This window comes from Methylobacillus draconifructus (assembly GCF_045984355.1).
GTDB lineage: Bacteria > Pseudomonadota > Gammaproteobacteria > Burkholderiales > Methylophilaceae > Methylobacillus > Methylobacillus flagellatus_A.
The window spans coordinates 48,349-70,682 of sequence record NZ_JBJQII010000005.1 but is presented as its reverse complement, the minus strand read 5'-3'; the positions used below and the strand labels follow the sequence as shown (position 1 = coordinate 70,682).

Annotated in this window: 18 protein-coding genes; 9 read left to right on the top strand and 9 right to left on the bottom strand. The window is 60.1% G+C overall.

All coding sequences use genetic code 11. The features are described from left to right. Positions 1 to 284 precede the first annotated feature (284 nt). On the top strand, positions 285 to 1,379 hold the full coding sequence (locus ACJSDX_RS11495) for a PilT/PilU family type 4a pilus ATPase (protein ID WP_407994804.1): 1,095 nt from the start codon (positions 285 to 287) through the stop codon (positions 1,377 to 1,379). Between the two features lie 69 nt (positions 1,380 to 1,448). Beyond that, the gene (gene dapC, locus ACJSDX_RS11490) at positions 1,449 to 2,639 is read left to right on the top strand and encodes a succinyldiaminopimelate transaminase (protein WP_407994803.1); all 1,191 of its coding nucleotides are present in this window, start codon (positions 1,449 to 1,451) and stop codon (positions 2,637 to 2,639) included. Here dapC and miaA read toward each other — a convergent pair. The 6 genes from miaA to tsaE form a co-directional block, all read right to left on the bottom strand. After that, complete coding sequence (gene miaA, locus ACJSDX_RS11485; RefSeq protein WP_407994802.1) at positions 2,636 to 3,583, bottom strand: tRNA (adenosine(37)-N6)-dimethylallyltransferase MiaA; 948 nt, start codon at positions 3,581 to 3,583, stop codon at positions 2,636 to 2,638. The two genes, dapC and miaA, sit on opposite strands and share 4 nt — an antisense overlap. 37 nt (positions 3,584 to 3,620) lie before the next feature. Continuing rightward, positions 3,621 to 5,468: a DNA mismatch repair endonuclease MutL gene (gene mutL / locus ACJSDX_RS11480; RefSeq protein WP_407994801.1), complete on the bottom strand. Its 1,848-nt coding sequence runs from the start codon at positions 5,466 to 5,468 to the stop codon at positions 3,621 to 3,623. A gap of 81 nt (positions 5,469 to 5,549) precedes the next feature. After that, positions 5,550 to 5,915 carry a putative quinol monooxygenase gene (locus tag ACJSDX_RS11475; protein ID WP_309565214.1) on the bottom strand — a complete coding sequence of 122 codons (366 nt, stop codon included), beginning with the start codon at positions 5,913 to 5,915 and terminating at the stop codon, positions 5,550 to 5,552. Positions 5,916 to 6,032: 117 nt separating this feature from the next. Further along, positions 6,033 to 7,397, bottom strand: a complete 1,365-nt coding sequence (locus ACJSDX_RS11470; protein WP_407994800.1) for an MBL fold metallo-hydrolase RNA specificity domain-containing protein — start codon at positions 7,395 to 7,397, stop codon at positions 6,033 to 6,035. A gap of 2 nt (positions 7,398 to 7,399) precedes the next feature. Next, a complete protein-coding gene (locus ACJSDX_RS11465; protein ID WP_407994799.1) occupies positions 7,400 to 8,731 on the bottom strand; it encodes an N-acetylmuramoyl-L-alanine amidase in 1,332 nt (443 codons plus the stop codon). Next, positions 8,701 to 9,171: a tRNA (adenosine(37)-N6)-threonylcarbamoyltransferase complex ATPase subunit type 1 TsaE gene (gene tsaE / locus ACJSDX_RS11460; protein WP_407994798.1), complete on the bottom strand. Its 471-nt coding sequence runs from the start codon at positions 9,169 to 9,171 to the stop codon at positions 8,701 to 8,703. The genes ACJSDX_RS11465 and tsaE overlap by 31 nt, the downstream gene beginning before the upstream one ends. Between tsaE and queG the strand changes: the two genes are divergently transcribed. The 5 genes from queG (at position 9,172) to ACJSDX_RS11435 (ending at position 14,161) form a co-directional block, all read left to right on the top strand. Continuing rightward, positions 9,172 to 10,239, top strand: a complete 1,068-nt coding sequence (gene queG / locus ACJSDX_RS11455) for a tRNA epoxyqueuosine(34) reductase QueG (RefSeq protein ID WP_407994797.1) — start codon at positions 9,172 to 9,174, stop codon at positions 10,237 to 10,239. A gap of 91 nt (positions 10,240 to 10,330) precedes the next feature. Next, positions 10,331 to 11,944, top strand: coding sequence for an ArnT family glycosyltransferase (locus tag ACJSDX_RS11450; RefSeq protein WP_407994796.1), 1,614 nt, complete (start codon positions 10,331 to 10,333; stop codon positions 11,942 to 11,944). A gap of 33 nt (positions 11,945 to 11,977) precedes the next feature. Continuing rightward, positions 11,978 to 12,949, top strand: coding sequence for a glycosyltransferase family 2 protein (locus tag ACJSDX_RS11445; RefSeq protein ID WP_407994795.1), 972 nt, complete (start codon positions 11,978 to 11,980; stop codon positions 12,947 to 12,949). Next, entirely contained in the window at positions 12,946 to 13,341 is a 396-nt protein-coding gene (locus tag ACJSDX_RS11440; RefSeq protein WP_407994794.1) for a GtrA family protein, read from the top strand. Before ACJSDX_RS11445 ends, ACJSDX_RS11440 begins: the two co-directional genes overlap by 4 nt. A 1-nt stretch (position 13,342) precedes the next feature. After that, positions 13,343 to 14,161, top strand: coding sequence for a ChbG/HpnK family deacetylase (locus ACJSDX_RS11435; protein ID WP_407994793.1), 819 nt, complete (start codon positions 13,343 to 13,345; stop codon positions 14,159 to 14,161). Between the two features lie 44 nt (positions 14,162 to 14,205). Here the strand turns inward: ACJSDX_RS11435 and ACJSDX_RS11430 are convergent, their stop codons facing one another. Further along, a complete protein-coding gene (locus ACJSDX_RS11430) occupies positions 14,206 to 14,730 on the bottom strand; it encodes a hypothetical protein (protein WP_309565206.1) in 525 nt (174 codons plus the stop codon). A 244-nt stretch (positions 14,731 to 14,974) separates the two neighbouring features. Here ACJSDX_RS11430 and ACJSDX_RS11425 point away from each other — a divergent pair, with 244 nt between their 5' ends. Together ACJSDX_RS11425 and ACJSDX_RS11420 are read left to right on the top strand one after the other, a co-directional pair. Then, positions 14,975 to 16,582, top strand: a complete 1,608-nt coding sequence (locus tag ACJSDX_RS11425; protein WP_407994792.1) for a glycoside hydrolase family 17 protein — start codon at positions 14,975 to 14,977, stop codon at positions 16,580 to 16,582. Positions 16,583 to 16,624: 42 nt separating this feature from the next. Then, complete coding sequence (locus ACJSDX_RS11420; RefSeq protein WP_309565204.1) at positions 16,625 to 19,201, top strand: glycosyltransferase; 2,577 nt, start codon at positions 16,625 to 16,627, stop codon at positions 19,199 to 19,201. 119 nt (positions 19,202 to 19,320) lie between these two features. Here the strand turns inward: ACJSDX_RS11420 and ACJSDX_RS11415 are convergent, their stop codons facing one another. Next, positions 19,321 to 20,241 carry an ROK family protein gene (locus ACJSDX_RS11415; RefSeq protein WP_407994791.1) on the bottom strand — a complete coding sequence of 307 codons (921 nt, stop codon included), beginning with the start codon at positions 20,239 to 20,241 and terminating at the stop codon, positions 19,321 to 19,323. A gap of 47 nt (positions 20,242 to 20,288) precedes the next feature. After that, positions 20,289 to 22,313, bottom strand: a complete 2,025-nt coding sequence (locus tag ACJSDX_RS11410; protein ID WP_407994790.1) for an alpha-amylase/4-alpha-glucanotransferase domain-containing protein — start codon at positions 22,311 to 22,313, stop codon at positions 20,289 to 20,291. Positions 22,314 to 22,334: the final 21 nt, after the last annotated feature.

Genomic DNA, 22,334 nt, shown 5'->3' with positions numbered 1-22,334 from the left:
TCATACGCAAAAGTGGGGAAATTCTGCATGAGGCAATGCAATCCTTATGCCAACGACATGACGTGACGATGCTTTTGCCTATTTTGTGCAGAACCGCCCTGCCACTCATGGCAAAGCAGGCTGCAATCTGGTTTTTCCATGCCGGCTTCCAGTTCAATCTCCCACGCATGCCAGGAGCTGCGCCTGGAATTGGTGCGGACGCCGGCCTGCGATGCAATGCGCGCACCAGCATGGAGCCTGCGCCTTGTGATACAGTAGGCACAAACAAAAATCAGGAAGGCAACATGGCGGCAATCGACATCACCCCCATACTCAAGTTCATGGTCGATAAAAACGGCTCCGACCTATTCTTCAGTACCGGCACCGCCATCCATATCGACATCGAAGGTCAGACCATCCCGATCAATGCCCAGGTCATGGCCCCGGGCATGGTGAAGGAAATTGCCTATGCCCTGATGTCGCCAGCCCAGCAAAAGGAATTCGAACAGACGCTGGAGATGAATTTTGCCCTCAGCCTGCATGGCCTTGGGCGCTTCCGCATCAATGTCTTCCGCCAGCGCGGCGAGGTGGCGATGGTGGTCCGCTATATCAAGCACATCATCCCCAGCCTGCAAAGCCTGGGGCTGCCTCCCGTATTGAACGAGCTCATCATGCGCCAGCGCGGACTGATCCTGGTGGTGGGTGCGACCGGCTCGGGAAAATCCACGACGCTTGCCTCCATGATCGACCATCGCAACGCCAGCCGCGATGGCCACATCCTGACACTGGAAGACCCGATCGAGTTTATCCACGACCATAAGAAATCCGTCGTGGACCAACGCGAAATCGGCATCGATACCCTGAGCTTCGAGAATGGCCTGAAGAACGCCATGCGGCAAGCGCCTGACGTCATCCTCATTGGCGAGATCCGCGACATGGAAACCATGAAGCACGCGATTTCGTATTCCGAGACCGGCCACCTCTGCCTGGCTACATTGCATGCCAACAACGCCAACCAAGCGCTCGAGCGCATCCTGTCGTTCTTCCCGCCGGACGGCAAGCAAGGCATACAGCTCAGCCTCTCGCTCAACCTGGCGGCGATCATTTCCCAGCGCCTGGTTCCCGGGATCAAAGCCAAGCGCGTCGTCGCCACGGAAGTGCTCATCAATACGCCCTACATTGCCGAGCTTATCCTCAAGTCCAAGCTGGAAGAGGTGAAGGAAGTCATGGCCAACAACCAGGACATCGGCATGCGCACCTTCGACCAGTCCCTGTTCGAGCTCTTCAGCCAAGGCGACATCTCGGAAGGCAATGCGCTGGCAAGCGCCGATTCGCGCAACGACTTGTCGCTCAAGATCAGGTTCACGAACGAAAGCGCGAAGGGGGAATTCGGCGCCTAGCGCCGGTGCGTACGGCTATTGCCCGCGCACAACTATTGCCAAAGAGCATCAGGGTTTATAATGCTCCCCATGAATCCTGACCTCTACAAACTGCAGCCCTATCCTTTCCAGCGCCTGCGCGACCTGTTTGCAGGCACTGCTCCCAACCCGGAATACCAGCCGATCAATTTATCCATTGGCGAACCCAAGCATGCCACGCCGGCCTTGGTTTCCTCGGCGCTGGCCGACAACCTGGCCGGCCTTGCCACCTACCCCACCACGCTCGGCATTGCCAAGCTGCGCGAGGCGATTTCCAGCTGGATCGCGAAACGCTACCAGATCCCTGCACTGAACCCGGATACCGAGATCATCCCGGTCAACGGCAGCCGCGAAGCCCTGTTCGCATTCGCGCAAACCGTGATCGACAGCAGCCTGCCGCAGCCCGTAGTGATCAGCCCCAATCCCTTCTACCAGATATACGAAGGCGCGGCATTGCTGGCGGGAGCGGAGCCCTATTTCCTCAACACCCTGCCCGGCAATGATTTCGGCATGGCGTTCGAAACCGTGCCGGAAAGCGTCCTGCAACGCACGCAGCTCGTGTACGTCTGCTCGCCCGGCAACCCATCCGGCAAGGTATTGAGCCTGGAGCAATGGAAAGAGATATTCGCCCTCTCCGACCGCTACGGCTTCGTGATCGCCGCTGACGAATGCTATTCGGAAATCTATTTCGACGAAACCGAGCCGCCGTTGGGCGCATTGCAGGCCGCGCGCCTGCTCGGACGCGACTACAGCCGCCTGGTGGTGTTCAGCTCGCTGTCCAAGCGCTCCAACGTGCCGGGCATGCGCTCGGGCTTCGTCGCGGGCGATGCGAAAATCCTCGAGAAATTCCTGCTCTACCGCACCTACCACGGCTGCGCCATGAACCCTGCCGTGCAGGCCGCCAGCGTCGCAGCCTGGCAGGACGAAGTGCACGTGGTGGAAAACCGCCGCCTGTATGCGGAGAAATTCGCCGCCGTCACGCCGGTATTGCAGGAGGTATTGGATGTGGAACTGCCGGACGCCGCCTTCTACCTCTGGGCCTATACCGGCCAACCGGATACGGACTTCGCGTTGCGGCTATACCGCGACTACAACGTCACGGTTCTGCCGGGCAGTTTCCTCGCGCGCGAGGCGCACGGCGTCAACCCCGGGCATGGCTTCATCCGCATTGCGCTGGTCGCGTCACTGGCTGAATGCATGGAAGCCGCCGAGCGCATCCGCCAGCTGGCGAAGTCCTCCTAGACTGCCGACAGGAACTCGCTGATCGCGCGCTGCGCCTGGCCGTACAAGTCCGGCGCCAGGCAGTCCAGAATCAGGGTGTCGTCCATGCCGCGCAGCCAGGTGAGCTGGCGCTTGGCAAGCTGACGCGTGGCGGCAATGCCCTGCGCTTTCCATTCCTCGTAGCCAATATTGCCCGCGATATATTCCAGCGTCTGCCGGTAGCCCACGCAGCGCATGGAGGTCATGTCCGGGCGCAGGCCCGGGTATTTTTTCAACAGCCCCTGCACTTCCTCCAGCAAGCCGCCCTGCATCATGGCAGTGAAGCGCTCGGCAATCCGCGCATGCAGCACGGAGCGGTCCGAGGGCTGCAGGGCGATCTTGAGCAGGCGGTAAGGCAGGGTTTCGGCAGCCTGCTGCCGGTGCAGGGCCGTCATGGTCTGCCCCGTCAACCGGTACACTTCCAGCGCACGCTGTATGCGTTGCGAATCCGTCGGCTGCAATCGCGCAGCGGTTTCCGGGTCTATCGCGGCAAGTGCGGCATGCATGCCCGGCCAGCCTATCCCGGCCGCCTCCCGATCCAGTTCTGCACGGACCCCGGCATCGGCTTCCGGCAAACCGCTCAAGCCTTGCTCCAATGCGCGGAAGTACAGCATGGTGCCGCCGACCAGTAACGGCACCCTGCCCCTGTCTGCGATCTCCGCCATCAGGCGCAAGGCATCAGCGCGGAACTGCGCGGCAGAATACGCTTGCATGGGATCGATCACATCGATCAAGTGATGAGGCGCCTGCTGCAGTATGTCCGCCTCCGGCTTAGCCGTACCTATGTCCATATCCTGGTAAACCAGGGCCGAATCGACGCTGATGATTTCCAGCGGCATGGATTGCACCAGCTCCACCGCGAGGCCGGTTTTGCCGCTGGCAGTCGGCCCCATGAGGAAGATGGCGGGAGGATGGGAAACGGGCATGCTCAATGCGGTACTTATGAACTTAATACGCAGCAAGCTATTTTCCGCGCATGAACATCTTGTCCAGCTCGCCCATGGTCATCTGGAACCAGGTCGGCCGGCCATGGTTGCACTGCCCGGAACGTTCGGTGGCCTCCATGTCGCGCAACAGCGCGTTCATTTCGGGAACGGTGAGTATGCGGTTGGCCCTTACCGCGGCATGGCAGGCCATGGTGCCGAGCAGTTCATTGCGGCGCTCGGTGAACGCGCGGCTGGCGCCGTATTGCCGCAAGTCGGCCAGCACGTCCCGCGCGAGGGCGACCGCGTCGGCATCCTTGAGCATGACCGGGATGGCGCGCACTGCCAGCGTCGCCGGCGACAGCACGGCAATGTCGAATCCAAGCTGGGCCAGGCCGTTTTCAGCAAGCGACTGCTGCTCCTGTACGGTCGCAACCTCCAGCCGGTCGGCATGGAAACTCACTGGCAGCAACAAGGGCTGCATGGCGACACGGCTGGCATCCAGCGCATTCTTGAGTTTTTCGTACATGATGCGCTCGTGCGCGGCATGCATGTCTACGACGATCAGCCCCAGCTTGTTCTGGGCGAGGATATAAACGCCATGGATCTGCGCCACGGCGAATCCCAGCGGGAAATCTTCCGCTTCAGCCCTGGCTTGGACCGTAGCGGCCAAAGGAGACGGCTGCGACGCGCCGTCGCCATCAACGGCCAGCTCTGCAACGGGCGTTGCCTGCTGCTGCAAATTGCCGAACAGGGTTTGGTAAAAATGGCTGGAAGCCTCGTTGGCACGAAGGTTGATATTGCTCTGGAAGCGCGGATAGCTGGCCACAGGCGTCGACTCCGCCGTTTGCCCGCCGGCTGTGGGAGGGGCAATGCCAGGGACCAGGGAGCCGGGAAGCCCCACCGGCGCTGCCAGTGACTTATTGAGCGCGTGGAAAATGAAACGGTGCACCGACTGTCCGTCGCGGAAGCGCACCTCGGTCTTGCTCGGGTGGACGTTGACGTCCACCAGGGCCGGGTCAAGCTCCAGGAACAGGACGAATGCCGGATGGCGGTCGTGATGCAATACATCCTGGTAAGCCTGTCGTATAGCATGGCTGATCAGTTTGTCGCGCACGAAACGCCCGTTGACATAGACATACTGCGTATCACGCGCATGGCGCGAGAAAGTCGGCTTGGCGGCCATGCCCCAAAGCCTGAGCCCAGCGGCCGACTCGTCGAGGTAAAACGCCTCGGAGGCAAAATCCCGGCCCAGGATGTCCTCGAACCGCTTTTCCGCGCTGCCTGCGGCAAGCCGGGCGACGGCGCGGCCGTTATGCTGCAGGAGCATATTCACATCCGGACGCGACAGCGCCACGCGGCGGAACGCCTCCTCGCAATGTCCGAACTCGGTGTTTTCAGTCTTGAGGAATTTGCGCCGCGCGGGCGTATTGAAATACAGGTCCTGGATATCGACTATAGTGCCGGCGTCCAGTGCCGCAGGCTCGATATCGGTCAGGAAAGAGCCTTCGGAAGCAATGCGCCAGGCATGCTTTTCATCTGGGTGGCAACTGGTGATCTGGGTACGGGAAATCGCGGCGATGCTCGCCAGGGCCTCGCCGCGGAAGCCCAGGCTGGCGACGCATTCAAGGTCTTCCAGGCTGGCAATCTTGCTAGTGGCGTGGCGGGTCAATGCCAGGCGCAGCTCGTCGTGCGCGATGCCCCCGCCATTGTCCGTGACCTTGATCTGCTTGATGCCGCCCGACTGCAATGCCACGGCAATATCGCTGCTGCCTGCATCCAGGCTGTTTTCCAGAATTTCCTTGAGCGCGGACGCTGGCCGCTCGACCACTTCGCCCGCGGCGATCTGGCTGATTAACTGGTCTGGTAATAGCTTGATGGATGGCATACTGGGGCGCGGCAGGCTTCAAGGACAATCAAGCTACCTATTCTACCCCGGCACGCCATGCCAGGCTAATGTCCCGGCTGTTTATAGGCCGTCGATGAAGCGCAGGCCGTATTTCTTGACGTCGGTATCGCCCACCACTTCCGTCTCCAGGCCGACCTTCTGCGCCAGCAGATCGACCGGCACGAACTCGGGAGGACGCACCAGCAGGTCGTCCGACACCTGACGCAGCGCCTCCACCGCCTTGCCCTGCAAATGGGCATCGCGGCCGTACTGGCTGCTGAAGGTGTCGAAAATCACATAAATGTTTTCTGCCGCCTTGAAGGCGTACCAGGTCTTGGTTTCATCCTCTTCCTTGACCACGGGCAGGGTTTTTTTCAGAAAAATTTCAAGCTCTTGCCGCTTTTCCGGGCGTGCTTCCAACTTGATGTACAGCGCATATTTACTCATTGCATTGTTCCTCGGTTACCGCATTCACGTACTTTTGGTACGCACCTTTTGTGCCAGCCTGGGTTTGCCGGCTAGGGCCTGTCGTGCCGCTGGTCGGTGGACCCGGCAGCAAAGCCCCTATTTGCCATTGAGTTCCACGGTTTGCAAATACTCGGGAACCATGACATTCCATTGCTTTTCCTCTTCTATCCTGTGTCTGAGTGCATCCGCGGCGACAGGTTCACCATGCACGATAAAGGTCTGCTTCGGCGGGTGCGGGCATTGCGACAGCCATTGCATGATCTCCTGATAGTCGGCATGCGCGGACAAGTTGTCTATCGAGGCTACCTCTGCGCGCATCGGCACGTACTCGCCATGGATCTTGACGCTTTCCGCTCCGTCAAGCAGCGCCGCACCCCTGGTCCCGGCCGCCTGGAAACCGGCGAACAGCACGGTATTGCGCGGGTCGGGACCGAGCGCCTTGAGGTGGTGCACCACGCGCCCGCCGGACGCCATGCCGCTCGCGGCCAGAATGATGGCAGGCTCGCGCAATTCGTTCAATGACATCGACTCCTCGATGGTGCTCACCACCTTGGCGACCTTCGCCAGCTCCCGGCACTGCGCCGCATTGAGCTTGTGCTGGGCATGGTGGGTAAGGAAAATCAGCGTCGCATCCACCGCCATCGGGCTGTTCAAGTAAACCGGGAGGTCGGGGATCAGCCCCTCCTGCTTGATCTTGTGTATGTAGTACAGCACTTCCTGCGCCCGCCCGACGGCAAACACGGGCACCAGCACAATGCCGCCGCGCTTGGCGGTACGGTTGATGACCTCTGCCAACTGGGTTTCGGGCGCGGCTTTCTCGTGCAGCCGGTTGCCGTAGGTCGATTCCACCACGAGGTAGTCTGCCGCCTCGGGCGGCGTGGGCGCATAAAGCAACGGGTCCTCCATGCGCCCGAGGTCGCCTGAGAACAGGACGGAGGTCTGCTCGTCCTTCAGCAGCACCGTGCATGCGCCGAGGATATGCCCCGCAAGCTGTAGTTTGACGGTGATGCCGTCCAGGATTTCGGTATCTTGTCCCAGGGGTATGGCAACCAGGTGCTCCAATGCCGCCTCGGCATCTTCCTTGGTGTAGAGCGGCAAGGCCGGCTTGTGCTTGGAATAGCCGCGCTTGTTGGCGTAGCGCGCCTCTTCCTCCTGCAGGTGGGCCGAGTCGCGCAGCAACAGCTGGCACAGCGACAAGGTGACTTCGCTGCAATAGACCTTGCCGCGGAAGCCTTGCTTGACCAGCAACGGCAGGTATCCCGTATGGTCGATGTGCGCATGGGTCAGCATCACGGCGTCTATCGTCGCCGGGTCGACCGGCAGCCTGGCCCAGTTCTTCAGGCGCAGCACCTTCAATCCCTGGAACAATCCGCAATCGACCAGAATGCGGCGGTTGCCGCTGGTCACGAGGTGCTTGGAGCCTGTCACTGTCCCGGCGGCGCCAAGAAAACTGATTTGCATGTTTATTTTTCTACCATTCTGGTTTTGGCCAAGGGCGGATTCGCCGCGAAATATTTCTTGATTCCCGAGAGGATGGAGCTCACCAGCTTGTCCTGGTGCGCGCTGTCGTTGAGCTTGCGCTCCTCCTCGGGGTTGGTGATGAAGGCAGTTTCGACCAAGATGGAGGGAATATCCGGGGACTTCAGCACCGCGAACCCGGCCTGCTCGACATGGCGCTTGTGCAGGGTATTGATGGTACCCATATGGTCCAGCACCAGCTTGCCGAGCTTGAGGCTGTCGTTGATGGTGGCGGTCTGAGAGAGGTCGAGCAAGGTGCGGGCCAGGTTGGGGTCCTTGACGCCCAGGCTCACCCCGCCGATCAGGTCGGATTCGTTCTCGCGCTGCGCCAGCAGCCGCGCCATGGCACTAGTGGCGCCTGTCTCCGACAATGCGAACACCGATGAACCGCGTGCCTGCGCGCTCAATGCCGCATCGGCGTGGATGGAGACGAACAAGTCCGCCTGCATCTTCCTCGCCTTGACGACGCGGCCGTGCAAGGGAATAAAGTAATCGCCGTCGCGCGTCAGCACACCGCGCATATTGGGCTCGGCATCGATCGCGGTTTTCAGCTTCTTCGCAATCGCCAGCGTCACGTTTTTCTCGTAAGAGCCTTTGGCGCCCTTGGCGCCCGGGTCTTCGCCGCCATGACCGGCATCGATGGCAATGGTGAGTATGCGCGCATCGGGCTTTTTATTGCTCGGAGGCGCGACCACTGCGGCTGGCTTGTCGGCGGAAGGCGAGCCGGGCGCGACGTCGGGAGTAACATCGGCGATAGCCGGGGATTCCGGGGCCACCTGCAGTTCGGGTAAAGGAGCCTGCGCATTCTCCGGCTTGCCGCGCTGCTCCAGCATGGCCATCAAGGGGTCCTGGGCCGGGTAAATGTCCAGCACCAGCCTGTCCTTGTATTCGCCGGCGGGAGGCAAGGTGAAGACCTGCGGCTTGATTTCCGCCTTGAGGTCGACCACGATGCGGACGGTGCCGGGCTTGAAGTTGCCCACGCGCACCTGGCGGATATAGGGATCGTTCGGGTTGATTTTCTCGCCTAGACCCTTGAGCACGGCGCCAAGCTCGACATTGTCCAGGTCCAGCACCAGGCGTTCGGGGTCTTTCAGCATGACCATGCTGTGGCTGACCGGTTTGCTGGTTTCCAGCGTGATACGCGTGTAGTCCTCGGCAGGCCAGACCCGTGCCGCAGAAACTTGGATGATGTCGGCAGCATAGGCAGATAATAGGCCCAGGGCGAACATCCACCCCAGCAGGCAAGCTAGGAAATAAGGTCGAGTTTTGTGAGGCATTGCTTTCCTGAATCAGTATTGGCGCTTGCTATTACCCGCCGGCCCTGCCCTTCGGGCTGGAGGCGGATATCGATGTCAGGCGCAGGCAACAGCTCCTGGGCCTTCTCCGGCCATTCGACCAGGCATAGGGACTCCGGGTTGAAATAATCTCTGAATCCGGCAGCGTCCCACTCTTCCGGATCAACAAACCTGTACAAATCAAAGTGATATAAGTTTAATCTAGAAACCGTGTAAGGTTCAACCAATGTATAAGTCGGGCTCTTGACCTTGCCTTCGTGGCCCAGCGCGCGCAATATGCCGCGCACCAGCGTGGTCTTCCCTGCGCCCAGGTCTCCATGCAGGTAGATATTGATCCCGGGCGTCAGCACCTGGGCGAGCTTGGCGCCCAATGCCAACGTCGCTGCCTCATCGGCCAAGGCCAGTGTAAAATTCTCACTCATATGTCTCAAACTTTAAACAACTGGGAATCCCTCGCTGCGGATATCAAGCGCTGGGGGCTGGAGCTGGGGTTCGGACAGGTCGGCATTACCGATACCGATCTGTCGGCCGCCGAGCCGCGCCACAGGGAATGGATCGCCCAAGGTTTCCATGGTGCCATGGATTATATGGCAAAACATGGAGAGAAACGCACCCGGCCCGCGGAATTGGTGCCGGGCACCATCCGCATCATTTCCGCACGTATGGATTACATGCCGCCAAGAGCGCGCGACAGCGAAGAGGTGATGCAGGACTCCAGAATGGCTTTCATTTCACGCTACACGCTGGGGCGCGACTATCATAAAGTGTTGCGCAACCGCTTGCAGAAGCTCAGCGAGATGATCGCCCAACAGGTGGGCGAGTTCGGCTACCGCGTATTCACCGACAGCGCGCCTGTGCTCGAGGTCGAGCTGGCGCAGAAGGCCGGCCTGGGCTGGCGCGGCAAGCATACCCTGTTGCTGTCGAGGACTGCCGGCTCGTGGTTCTTTCTCGGCGAAATCTACACCGACCTGCCTTTGCCCGTAGACGAGCCCATATCCGGCCATTGCGGCAAGTGCACCGCCTGCATCGACGTCTGCCCGACGCAGGCGATCGTCGCGCCTTACCAGGTGGACGCGAGGCGCTGCATCTCCTACCTCACCATCGAGCTCAAGGAGAGCATTCCCGAAAATTTGCGGCCGCTGATCGGCAACCGCGTCTACGGCTGCGACGATTGTCAACTGACTTGTCCCTGGAATCGTTTTGCCCAGGTGACGCAGCAAGCTGATTTCCAGGTTCGCCACGGCCTGGACAACATCAGCCTGGTGGAGCTGTTTAAATGGGACGAAGCCACTTTCAAGGAGAAGATGGCCGGCAGCGCCATCTACCGCATCGGCCATGTCCAATGGCTGCGCAATATCGCGGTGGGATTGGGCAATGCCGCCACGACGCCCGAGGTGGTCGAGGCGCTGGAACAAAGGCGCAACGACCCCTCTGAACTGGTCCGTGAGCACGTGGCCTGGGCGTTGAACCGGCATGGAAACCAGCGATAAAACCACGACTGAAATTTATTTATCCGACCGTAATAAAAAAATCCGGCCCGATTGTATAATCGCCGCTCCAAAATCCGATAAAGACCGGCACATGTTCACGCCTCTCGTGTTTCGCCGCTTGAGCCTAGCGCTGTTTGCAGCCCTGGGCCTTTTTATTGCCTTCACTTTCTTCCAATACGGCATCAGCAACGACGAAGAGGTCCAGCATATCTATGGCCGCCTGCTGCTCAACTTCTATAGCTCCGGCTTCACCGACAGGTCCGCATTCGAATACCGCAACCTCTTTCTCTACGGCGGCCTGTTCGACCTGATCGCAGCCTTGCTCGAGCGTATCCTGCCGATCTGGGTATGGGACATGCGGCACCTGCTGTCCGCCCTGTTCGGCCTCGCCGGGATTGTCGCAGCCTATAAGATCGCGCGGCGGCTGGGCGGCGAGCGTGCGGGCTTTTTCACGGTATTGCTGCTTGCCATCACGGGCGCCTGGTCCGGCGCGATGTTCACCCATACCAAGGACGTGCCTTTTGCCACCTGCATGGCCTGGGCCCTGTATTACACCATGCTGGTCATGGAAAAGCTGCCGCGCCCGCCGCTCAAGCTATCGGTCAAGCTCGGCATCGCGGTCGGTTGCGCGCTGGGGCTACGTATCGGCGGCGCATTTGCCGTGATCTACCTGCTTTTGCTGCTGGGCCTGGCCGGGTTGGTCAATGCGACGGGCTGGAAAGCCCGCTTAAGTTACTGGCTGGATAGCGTGATCCGCCTGGTGCCCGCGGGAATCACCGCCTTTATCCTCATGGCGGTTTTCTGGCCTTGGGGCGTGATGTCGCCAGACCACCCCCTGCTGGCGGCCAAGTCGTTCTCGCATTTCGCATTCAATATGCTCACCATCATGGACGGCAGGGTGATGCCGATAGGCGACGTGCCGCGCTATTACCTGCCCGCCTACCTGCTGGTGCGCCTGCCTGAAGTCTTCCTGCTCGGGCTGGTTGGCCTGGCGGCGGTCGCGGCACTGCACCTGAACAAGCTGTCCGCCCATCGTGGCAAGCTCCTCCCTTGGCTGGCGGTGCTCATCGCCGCGTTGTTTCCGATCGCGTTCAATGTCATCGACAAGCCTGCGCTCTACAACGGCATCCGGCACTTCACCTTCGTCGTGCCGCCGATCGCGGTATTGGCAGGTTTGGGGCTCTCCTTGAGCTGGGATGCACTGCACAGATGGCCGCGCGTACGCTGGGGGCTGGGCATTGCCTGCGCCGCGCTATGCCTGTTGACGGTGACTACGCTGTGGCGCTTGCACCCCTATGAATATATCTACTACAACAACCTGGCCGGCACCATGGCCGAGGCGGAAGAGGAATGGGAAGGCGATTACTGGTCCAGCAGCCTGCGCGAGGCGGCCGACATATTGGAAGAGGAAATATCGTCCAAGCCCAAGCGCGACGCCGACGGCAATATCGTGCCCTACCTGGTCGCAGTCTGCGCCGAGAATATCCAGGGAACCGCATACCTTGACCAACGCTTCAGCGTCACCAAGAACTGGGAAGCGGCGGACTTTTATCTTTCCACAACCAACATGGGATGCGACGATGTCATGAAAGGCAGCATCATCGGCGAGGTGGAGCGCATGGGCGTAATCCTCGCCGTGGTGAAGGACCGGCGCCAGCTCCTGGCACACCAGCGCAAGCCCCGCATCCCGGGCAGCGCACATTGAACCCAACTGCCGTTGAAACGCGAGGGCGTATTGATGACAACAGACCGTAGCCAATCCAATCCCCACATCAGCGTGATCGTGCCCGCCTTCAATGAGGCCGCGGCGATCACCTCGACTGTCGAAAACATTGCCAACCAGCTCGCCACCCTGAGCCCGCATTGGGACATCGTCGTCATCGACGACGGCAGCCGCGACAAGACCGCCGATATCGTGCGCGGCCTGCCTGCGTATTTGCGCGCCACGCTGGTACGCTTCTCACGCAATTTCGGCAAGGAATACGCGATTACCGCCGGGCTGGAATATGCCGGCGGCGATATCGTGATCTGCATGGATGCCGACGGCCAGCATTCCTCCTCCCTGATCGGCGAGATGCTGGAAAAATGGCGCGAAGGCTATGATATGGTCTATGCTGTACGCCAGGATCGGCATGTCGAATCAGGCTTCAAGCGGTGGGGTTCCAAGGTGTTCTATGAAATCATGACCCTGGGCGAGCGCATCACCATCCCGCGCGATGCCGGGGATTTCCGCCTCATGAACCGCAATGTGGTGGACGCGCTGCGCAACCTGCCCGAGCGCAACCGCTTCATGAAGGGGATGTACGCCTGGGTTGGCTACAAATCCATCGGCATTCCCTACACCCCGCTCCCGCGCAGCCACGGCGTCAGCACCTTTTCCCGCCTCAAGCTCATGCAGCTGGCCTGGACTGGCATCACCAGCTTCTCGGTCATCCCGTTGCGCCTGGCGAGCGCGGTCGGCGGATTGCTGGCCTTGCTGGCCTTTATTTACGGCATCTGGGTGATCCTGGAAAAAATGTTCTTCCATGAATCCATCCCGGGCTGGCCCACCGTAGTGGCCAGCCTGATGTTCTTTTCCGGAGTGCAATTGCTGTTCATCGGCATCCTCGGCGAATACATCGCGCGCATTTACGACGAAGTGAAGGGGCGCCCTCCTTATATCGTCGCCGAAGTCTCCGCCGCTTACCAGAACGAGCCGCCGCAGTCATGAGCGCTCGCACGGATGCCCGCTCGGTCTCGTGGTTCACCATTGTCGGCGCCGTCGCCGCGCTGGTGCACTACCTCAGCGCCATTGTTCTCGAAGGCTGGCTTGAGTTCAGTCCCGGCCTGGCAAACTTCCTCGCCTTCCTACTGGCTTTCCCGGTGAGTTATATCGGTCATCATGCCTTGTCGTTTGCAGGCAGCGGCAATACGCACGGATACGCCCTGCCCCGCTTCCTGCTGGTGGCCTGCGCCGGGTTTGCCGGCAACCAGCTCCTGCTGCTGAGCCTGCTGCGCTTCAGCCAGCTTCCCTTCTGGCTGGCCTTGGCGGCCGTGATGGTGGTCGTGGCCGCATCGACGTACCTGCTGAGCCGTTTCTGGGCGTTCAAGAAAGGAGCTTGAAATGGCCATCCCGTTGATCATCAGTGCGGACGATTATGCCCAGGGGCCGGCTATCGACCACGGCATCCTAGACCTTATCCGCATGGGGCGCCTGACCGCCACCTCATGCCTGAGCCTCAGCCCGCGCTGGCGTGAAGCAGCCGCAGCCATCACCCCTGAGGTCAGGCAACAGGCCGACATCGGCCTGCACCTGGATTTCACTACCTATTCCCTGCCCGTGCGGCACCCGCATCCGCAATTGGTCATGCGCAGCTTGCTGAAAAGTCTGGACCCTCAGCAGCTAAAGGCCACGATCGCGCAGCAACTGGACGCTTTCGAGCGTGAAATGAACAGCGCCCCGGATTATGTCGATGGCCACCAACATGTGCACCAGCTACCGCAGGTGCGCGACGCATTACTGGACGAGCTGCAATCTCGCTATGCCGGGAAACTGCCGTGGATTAGGATTTCGCATCCCGCGCATGACGGCGTGAAAGGCTGGGTAATCTCGGCTTTAGGAAGCTGGGCGATGCGCAAGCAGGCATTAAGCCGCGGATTTGCCGTTACCGACACCTTGTTGGGCGTCTATGCGTTTGATAGCAGCGCGGCCACCTACCAAAAGCAGCTGAGGAGATGGCTTGCCATGGCAGGCAAGGAAATCGGAGCGGGACGCCTGTGCGCCCTGATGTGCCATCCCGGACTGGCTGGCACCGACGGCACGGACCCGATCCGGCAGGCCCGCCCAATTGAATATGAAGTGTTTTCCGGCCCCGGCTTTGCCGGAATGCTGCAGGAGTTGGACGTCCGGCCGGCAAAAGCCAGCCAATTGTTCGCTCGCTGATACCGCATGCTGATAATGAAACAGGCCCTTTCGGGCCTGTTTCATTATTGTGGCTTGCTGCTGCGCGGCGCTGTCGCTGCGGGTTTGGGAGGCGTTTTTTCCTGGCTCTTCTTCTCCAGGGCTTCCTTTTCCTCGGGGGTCAGCACCTTCATGACGCACTCTTCGGTACCGTAGCTGCCGCCGCTGTCGTCGGGCTCGAAATATTCCTTGCGGAAGCTCCACCTGTCCTTGCCTACCTTCTTGATCGTGGCGAGGCCGGTGCTGTGATCCACGTTGTTCTTCTTGTCGCGGATATTGAAACTGATTGCCATGCGGTTGCCGATGACCACCGCCTGGCCATGGTAGACCGTGGAGTTCACGGTTTCGGTTTCATAGTAATAGGCGCCGAACTTGCCATGGCTGCTCACGCGGTTGAGGCGCAATGCAACAACGAGGTCGTAAGCGCCAATGGAGGAGTTTTCCCCCTTGCATTCGTAAAGGCCGGTGTAGTTGACGCCGGTAAACGCTGGTTTTGCTTGAGCCAGGCCGGAAAAAGCCAGCATGGCCGAAACGATTATTACTTTTTTCATCCGAAGGACTCTGATTCTTGTGGCAATAGCAGGCTATTGTAACGCGTATATATGTCATCTCTGCAAGCCCGGGCAAATATTTCCTGCCAGGCCGGTGCAACCAATCCCATGCTGGACAGGTCTCAAACAGGCTGCCTTTTTGTATTTGCTGGCGAGGTGCTTTAATATAGTCCGTCGCAAAATCGCTGACCGAACGCGGCTTTCGCGACTCTCCAACAATACCAACATAAATTCATACCAAAACATGCTAAAAACTGCTGCCTTGTGGCGATACAGTATCTTCAACCTTCTGTTAATTGCATTGTTGGCGCACTGGTTCTGGCAGCAAAACCAGCCGGTTGCATTGCCTGACCCTGAACTGCCGGCCAACGGCAAGCTCAACTGCGTTTCCTACGCGCCTTATTACGGCAAGGGAGAAACCCCTTTCATCGCCACCACGGTGGCTGACAAGTCCAGGATAGAGCGCGATCTGCGCCTGCTCTCGGAACGTTTCGACTGCGTACGCACCTATTCCGTCAAGCAGGGCCTGGACTATGTTCCCGAAGCCGCGTCCAAGCTCGGCATGAAGGTATTGCTGGGCGCATGGATAGGTTACGTCAAGCTCGAGAACGACAAGGAGGTCGAGCTGGCGATCGAGCTGGCGAACCGTTATCCCGACACGGTCAAGGGCCTGATCATCGGCAACGAGGTGCTGCTGCGCAAGGAGCAGACCGAGGATGTGATGATCGCCTACCTGCAGCAGGCCCAGGCAAGCACCGAGGTCCCTGTCACCTATGCCGACGTCTGGGAATTCTGGCTCAAGCATCCCCGCCTGGAGCAGGCCGTGGACTATATCACCGTGCACGTCCTGCCCTACTGGGAGGACGACCCGCAGAGCATAGACAATGCGATCCCTCATGCAGAGTTCGTCATGGAGACCATGGGCAAGACCTTCTCCAAGCCTTTGTTCATCGGCGAGACCGGCTGGCCGTCGGTCGGCAAGCACCGCAACGCCTCGGTGCCCAGCCTGGTCAACCAGGCATCCTACCTGCGCCAATTCGTGCAGACTGCGCACGACAAGAACTGGAACTACAACCTGATCGAGGCCATCGACCAGCCATGGAAACGCGACCTTGAAGGCACGGTCGGCGGTTACTGGGGCCTTTACGATACCGACCTGGAGAGCAAGTTCGAATTCAAGGGGCCGGTAGCGGAGCGCCGCGACGGCCTCCAGCCATTGATCTGGGCCCTGACCGGCTTGGCGGTATTCGTCATCCTCACCCTGGCGCGCAAGGAGCGCAGGCTGCCCGCCCTGCTGGCGATGGGCTCGCTTGGCATCCTGACCGGGGCCACCGCGTACGTACAGTGGGGCTACCTGCTTGCCGCCAGCCGGGACACGATGGAGTGGATCGTGCTGGCCGGCATCAGCTTGGCCGGCATCGTTGCCCTGCTCAACTTACCCGCCTTGATCGCGCGCGGGCAAAACAAGCTGGCGCATAGCCTGTTGTTCGTGCTCGTGCTCGCCGGCATGGTCACCAGCTTCCTGCTGATCCCGAAAATGAGCTTCATCCCGCGCGATGTCGAACTGCACCCCATGATCGGCTACGTCATCTATACGATAGACGGCCGCTACCGCAATTTCCCGCTGGCGCTTTACGCCCTGCCGGCGCTGCAATACGCCATCGGCCTGGCCTTGCTGGGATTGCTGCATCGCACCACGTTCGGCCGGTATCGCAAGCTCAACATCATCGCGCTGGCGACAGCATTGATTTGCCTGATCTTGGAACCGCTGAACACGCACGCACTCTTATGGCTAGGCGTAGTCGCCTTGCTCGCATATGCGAGCTGGCCGCGCAAGGGAGCCAGGGTTTGAGGGGGCGTCTGGCGTCAATAGTAAAAAACCAAAGACAACGATATGAAATTCATCAATAAATACAGCAAAGCCCTGATCATTGCATTGGCAGTCACCCTGCTGCATTTCGGCATTTGGGAGATCATCAACCGGGCGTTGCCGCTGATCGACGCGCCGCCCATCGTCAACGGCTTCGCCTACAGCGGCTACCAAATCGGGCAAAGCCCCCAGGAACGTAAATATCCCAGCACCACGGAGATATTGAAAGACCTGGAGCTCATGAAGAAGTACACCAACCGCATCCGTATCTACGGCGCGCTGGAAAACCCCGAAACCACCGCCCTTGCCGCCAGACTGGGACTCAAGGTGACAGCGGGAGCGTGGCTGGGCCCCGAGCATGAGGACAATCAGCGCGAACTGGAAGCCTTGCTGGCAAGGACGGCGGTATATCCCAATATCGAACGCATCATCGTCGGCAACGAGGCCATCCTGCGCGCCGACCTCACGGTGGACGAAATGATCGCCTACCTGGAAGAAGCGCGCCGCACCTCGCGCGTGCCGGTCTCTACAGCGGAGCCGTGGCACGTCTGGCTACGCTACCCCCAGCTGGTCAAGCACGTAGACTTCATCACGGTGCACCTGCTGCCCTACCATGAGGGCCTGCCTGCCGAGAAAGCCGTGGATTACGCGCTGGAACGGTATCAGGAGCTGATCGACAAATATCCGCGCAAGAAGATCGTCATCGGTGAAATCGGCTGGCCGAGCAAAGGCCCCACCATCGATGCCTCCGTCGCCTCCAACGTCAACCAGGCCCGTTTCGTGCGCGAGTTCCTCGCCAAGACCGCTTTCGAACCTTACGACTACTACCTCATGGAGGCCATAGACCAGCCCTGGAAGGTGAAGATCGAGGGCTGGGCCGGGGCTTACTGGGGCATGTTCGATGCGGAGCGCCAGGAGAAATACTCCCTGCACGGCGCCGTGCCCAAGGACTTGCGCTGGGTCTCCAAGGCATTATGGGGCTCGCTGCTTGCCTTCATTCCCATCCTCATCATTGCAGTGCGGTTCCGTACTTGGGGCACAGGGGCGCAGATTTCCCTGGCAATCCTGCTTCAGGCTTGCATCACCGTGCTCGTAGTCACCTGGAACCTGCCGGGAGATTATTACTATTCGCTGCGCGACATGATCATCCTGGTCGCCTTGATTCTTGCACTGCTCATGACCACAGCGGTGCTGATGACCTATGCCGTGGAGTTCAGCGAAGTCATGTTCAAGGGCTACTGGATCAGGGGCTACAAGCCCGCCGTTCCGGTGCCTGCGGAGCAGGAAGCTTTTGTTTCCATCCACCTCGCCTGCTACAACGAACCGCCCGAGATGGTAATCGCCACCATTGAAAGCCTGGCGCAGCTCGATTACACCAATTACGAAGTCCTCGTGATCGACAACAACACCAAGGACGAGAGCAAGTGGAAGCCGGTCGAGGAGTACATGTCCAGGCTACCGGACAACTTCAAGTTCTACCACTTGCCGCAATGGCCCGGCTTCAAGGCCGGCGCGCTCAACTTCGCGCTGCAGGAGACCGACCCGCGTGCTGAGGTGGTGGGCGTGGTGGATGCCGATTACGTCGTCACCCGCGACTGGCTGGCAGTGCTCATCCCGCACTTCTCTGATCAAGGCGTGGCCGTGGTGCAGGCGCCTCAGGCGCACCGCGAATTCGAGAACAACTTCTTCCGCCGCATGAGCAACTGGGAGTTCGAGGGTTTCTTCCGTATCGGCATGCACCATCGCCATGAACGCAACGCCCTCATCCAGCACGGCACCATGACCCTGGTGCGCCGCAAGGCACTGGTTGATCTCGGCGGCTGGTCCGAGTGGTGCATCTGCGAGGATACGGAACTTGGCCTGCGCCTGCTGGAAGGCGGCTACGAGCTGCGCTATATCGACCGCGTGTTCGGCCGCGGCCTCACGCCTGCCAACTTCGAGGCCTTGAAGTCGCAGCGTTTCCGCTGGGCCTTCGGCGCCATGCAGATCCTCAAGCACCACCTGCCCAAGCTGCTGGGCAGGTCCACGCTCAGCTTCGGCCAGCGCTACCACTTCCTGACCGGCTGGCTGGGCTGGCTCGGCGACGGCCTGCAACTGATCTTCACCATGAGCTCGATCGGCTGGACCCTGGCCATGCTGGCCTTCCCCAAGTCGTTCAGCCTGCCGGTCTCCATCATGCTGACGCCGGTGCTGTGCTTCCTGGTGGTCAAGGGCGCGTTGGGCCCCATCCTCTACCGCAAGACCATGGACTGCAAATGGTCCGACATCTTCGGCGCGTCGCTGGCCGGCCTCGGCCTTTCCCATACGATCGCGCGCGGCATCATGATGGGCCTGATCCAGAAACGCGGCGTATTCAAGACCACCAACAAGGGTAAGGCCGTCAAGGGCAGCATCTTCGGGCTGCTCACGCCTATCCGCGAGGAAGTCCTGCTATTGCTGGCATTGATCGTTTCCGCCGGTGCGATGCTCTACGCCCGCGGCTTCAGCAACCTCGATGCGCAGCTGTGGGTCACCATGCTGACCTTGCAATCCCTGCCCTACTGGAGCACGCTGGCCTGCCAGATCATTGCGCAACTGCCTGACAGCAAACCTAAAGCGTAATTTCCGGAAAGCAAAATCTCGGCAAACAAAAACGGCTATGGAATCCATAGCCGTTTTTTTATTTGGACGGCTTCATCTGCACGAACATCGGAGTGCCCGCAAAATCAGGCAATGCAATATCAGCCGTGCACGAGATGGGCTGCACCGATAATCCCTGCCTGGTCGCTGCTGCCGGATGCCTTGATGTCGATCTTGCCCTTGAGCACGGGAATCGAATCTTGGTCGAGCTGGGCATGCATCGCAGGAGCAAAATACGGCCAAGCCTGGCTCATGCCGCCTCCGATCAATACCAGTTGCGGGTCCAGGATCTTGGCTATATGGGCGATGGCCCGTCCCAGGTGCTGTCCGGCCAGGACGTAAGCCTCCAGGGCAGCGGCATCGCCCTGGGCCGCCCTGTCCGCAATGTCGCGGGCGGAGAGTGTCTCTCCCGTCTCAAGCGCATAACTCGTAATGACCCCTGGCGCGGCGGCGTATTGCTCCAGGCAGCCATGGTTGCCGCAGCCGCATTTGCGCCCGCCAGGTTCCGTGATGATGTGCCCGACCTCCATGGCGATGCCATGGTCGCCTGGATAAGGCCTGGCGGCATGGATCAACCCGCCCCCCACCCCTGTGCCGAGGCCGATATAGACCATGCTGCGGGGTGCGGCTTCGAGCAACATGAACTCGCCCAATGCTGCCACCAGCGCATCGTTTTCCATCTTGACCGGCAGGCCGACCAGACGGGACAGCTCGCCGGCGATATCCACGTTGCGCAAGCCTGGCAGGTTGGGCGACTGCATGACGTAGCCCGACTGCGGATCGATGAAACCGGGAAAACCCATACCGATAGCGCCAACACCGGGGTACAGTTTGATCGCCTGCTGCAATGCGGAAAGGCTGATCCGGAGGATTTCCTGCAAGGCAATGGCAGGCGCATGCTGTTTGCAGATGGATGAGAAGTCCGCAGGAAACCTTTGTTCGTGAATGACTTTCCTGTCTTGCACCACCCCCACCCTGAGATTGGTGCCGCCAATATCCACACCCAAGCTCAATTTAGCCATGGCCGCCTGAACTCATTCCGATAATTAAGATTAATAAAATTCAATAACTATTTGTTTTTAATTACTTCAACACTCAATTCGATTCCTGAAGCAAGCTGGTCCAGCTGCCACTCCAGCATGATCGTCACCGCCTGCATGATTTTTTCAAACCCGGCTTCCGACTGGGATACGGAAAAATGCGGATAGCTGAAATAGCTGGCCGGAGCGCTGCTGTGCAGGTGTACGGCGCCGCCCAGCACGTCGTCATCCAGGAACAGTTCCTGCCAGTCGTCCAGGCTGAGGGGCTGCCCGAAGCCGCCCAGGATATGTCCTTGGCGGAAACGCCCGGCTGGCCCATCGCAGCTCGGCATGGCCAGGTTGATCTCGACCCGCAGCCTGCCCGACGCCCCGGCCACATCCAGGGCCTGGTACGCTACCCGCAACGCATTGCGCTCGAGCTTATACTGTTTGCGCAGAAAAGCCGCATTACCGCCTGGCAACCACCCGGAAAACCCGGCCTTGGCAGCGCTGTCCTGACGGTATCGAATCGGGATGTTGGCGCCGCTGTCCAGCCAGCTGTCGTGGAACAAGGCCTTGCGATAGGCGTCGGTCTCCAGGTCGCCGGGCAGGATTTCATGCTTGGCGCCCATTTGCTCGTGCGGGTTGGCAATCCCGCCGCCCTGATGGTGATGTTCCGGCGCGGCATGGATCTTGCGATGGTAGTGTTCGGCCTGCCGGGTCAGCGTATCGCCAAAGTTATGGTTAAGCGCATAGCTGTCAAGCTCGACAATCGCCGCTGTTTCATCCAGCTTGACCACCGCCTGCAGCAAGCCATTCTGGACGAAAAGCTCGTCATGGCCGTCGAGGTCGATGTCCAGCACCTGCTCAGCCTGGCGTTTATCGACCTGGTCCAGCAACGCTTCCAGCCTGATCAGCGCATGGTAGACCGCGCGCCGCAAGTGCGGCAGATACAAGCCGCCGAACAGGCCATGCCAATAGGCATCGTTCGCCTGCGCCTCATACAGGACCTTCAGTATCTCGGCCGTCTGCAAGGCCGGTTCCAGGCTGTGGTAGCGCCGGGAAAGGCCCAGCATGCGCTTGTGCATCCAATTGGACTCGGGATAGCGCATAAGGAAGTTGCGCCAGATGCCGCCCCGGACGAACGGCTTGGTGATGTCGTAGCGCTGGTGCTGCCGCTCCTGCGCCACCAGGTCGGCGTAATGGTGCGCCGCAGGCACGGGCAAGGACCATTCGTTCATCTCGATGTAGGAAGTGGTGGGCAGGTAGATCACGCCCTTCGTCCGCGCCTGCTGATGATAGTCGTTATAGCGCATGGGCTTGATCACTTCGGAATTGAGCACGCCTTCGACAAATTGGCGCAGCCATCCGCGTTCGTATACCCATTGATAGGTTTCAGGCCAGATACCGAATTTCTCGATGTCATCGAAATACACCGCGGCAGGCTGCCCGTCTTCCTCTTGGCCTGCCAGGCTTTCAAGGTAGCGCACCACCTCGTCGGCAGGCGAGAACGGCACGCGGTAGCGCAATGCTTCCGAAATGGGGAACAGGTCGACATGGCGATTATCCTCCTCCGTCGTGTAAAACCCGTTCAATGCGCCGGCATCCTTGCCCGCGCACATGAAATGGTAGTCATCCACGGTAACATACCTGATGCCGGCATCCGCCAGCGCCGGCACGACGCCCGATTCCCAGACCCGCTCCGTCAGCCATGCGCCCTGCGGCGCCTCGCCCAGCTCGCGCCGGAGAAAATGCGACAAGGTGTTGATCTGGCCGATCCGGTCCTGCACCGGGATGGAAGCCAGCACAGGCTCCGTAAAGCCGGCGCCGAACAACTCCGCCTGCCCGCGCTCCACCATCTTCCGCAACAACGCCATGTCTTCGGGAAAATGCTTGAGCATGTATTCCAGTAGCCACCCGCTGAGATGGATGGCGAAATGGAACGCTGGATATTCGTGCATCACCCTTAGGAACGGCCCATAGCACCTCGCATGGGCGTCGTCGAGCACGCTCTCGAAATTGCCTACCGGCTGGTGGGCATGCACGCCAAGCAACAACGCAACAGTTCTAGCCAATTCCTGCTCCCGTTCTATGGG

Excerpts from the sequence above, each read along its gene's own strand:
- ACJSDX_RS11495 (WP_407994804.1), top strand. The coding sequence starts at position 285 with ATGGCGGCAATCGACATCACCCCCATACTCAAGTTCATGGTCGATAAA.
- dapC (WP_407994803.1), top strand. The coding sequence starts at position 1,449 with ATGAATCCTGACCTCTACAAACTGCAGCCCTATCCTTTCCAGCGCCTG.
- miaA (WP_407994802.1), bottom strand. The coding sequence starts at position 3,583 with ATGCCCGTTTCCCATCCTCCCGCCATCTTCCTCATGGGGCCGACTGCC.
- mutL (WP_407994801.1), bottom strand. The coding sequence starts at position 5,468 with ATGCCATCCATCAAGCTATTACCAGACCAGTTAATCAGCCAGATCGCC.
- ACJSDX_RS11475 (WP_309565214.1), bottom strand. The coding sequence starts at position 5,915 with ATGAGTAAATATGCGCTGTACATCAAGTTGGAAGCACGCCCGGAAAAG.
- ACJSDX_RS11470 (WP_407994800.1), bottom strand. The coding sequence starts at position 7,397 with ATGCAAATCAGTTTTCTTGGCGCCGCCGGGACAGTGACAGGCTCCAAG.
- ACJSDX_RS11465 (WP_407994799.1), bottom strand. The coding sequence starts at position 8,731 with ATGCCTCACAAAACTCGACCTTATTTCCTAGCTTGCCTGCTGGGGTGG.
- tsaE (WP_407994798.1), bottom strand. The coding sequence starts at position 9,171 with ATGAGTGAGAATTTTACACTGGCCTTGGCCGATGAGGCAGCGACGTTG.
- queG (WP_407994797.1), top strand. The coding sequence starts at position 9,172 with ATGTCTCAAACTTTAAACAACTGGGAATCCCTCGCTGCGGATATCAAG.
- ACJSDX_RS11450 (WP_407994796.1), top strand. The coding sequence starts at position 10,331 with ATGTTCACGCCTCTCGTGTTTCGCCGCTTGAGCCTAGCGCTGTTTGCA.
- ACJSDX_RS11445 (WP_407994795.1), top strand. The coding sequence starts at position 11,978 with ATGACAACAGACCGTAGCCAATCCAATCCCCACATCAGCGTGATCGTG.
- ACJSDX_RS11440 (WP_407994794.1), top strand. The coding sequence starts at position 12,946 with ATGAGCGCTCGCACGGATGCCCGCTCGGTCTCGTGGTTCACCATTGTC.
- ACJSDX_RS11435 (WP_407994793.1), top strand. The coding sequence starts at position 13,343 with ATGGCCATCCCGTTGATCATCAGTGCGGACGATTATGCCCAGGGGCCG.
- ACJSDX_RS11430 (WP_309565206.1), bottom strand. The coding sequence starts at position 14,730 with ATGAAAAAAGTAATAATCGTTTCGGCCATGCTGGCTTTTTCCGGCCTG.
- ACJSDX_RS11425 (WP_407994792.1), top strand. The coding sequence starts at position 14,975 with ATGCTAAAAACTGCTGCCTTGTGGCGATACAGTATCTTCAACCTTCTG.
- ACJSDX_RS11420 (WP_309565204.1), top strand. The coding sequence starts at position 16,625 with ATGAAATTCATCAATAAATACAGCAAAGCCCTGATCATTGCATTGGCA.
- ACJSDX_RS11415 (WP_407994791.1), bottom strand. The coding sequence starts at position 20,241 with ATGGCTAAATTGAGCTTGGGTGTGGATATTGGCGGCACCAATCTCAGG.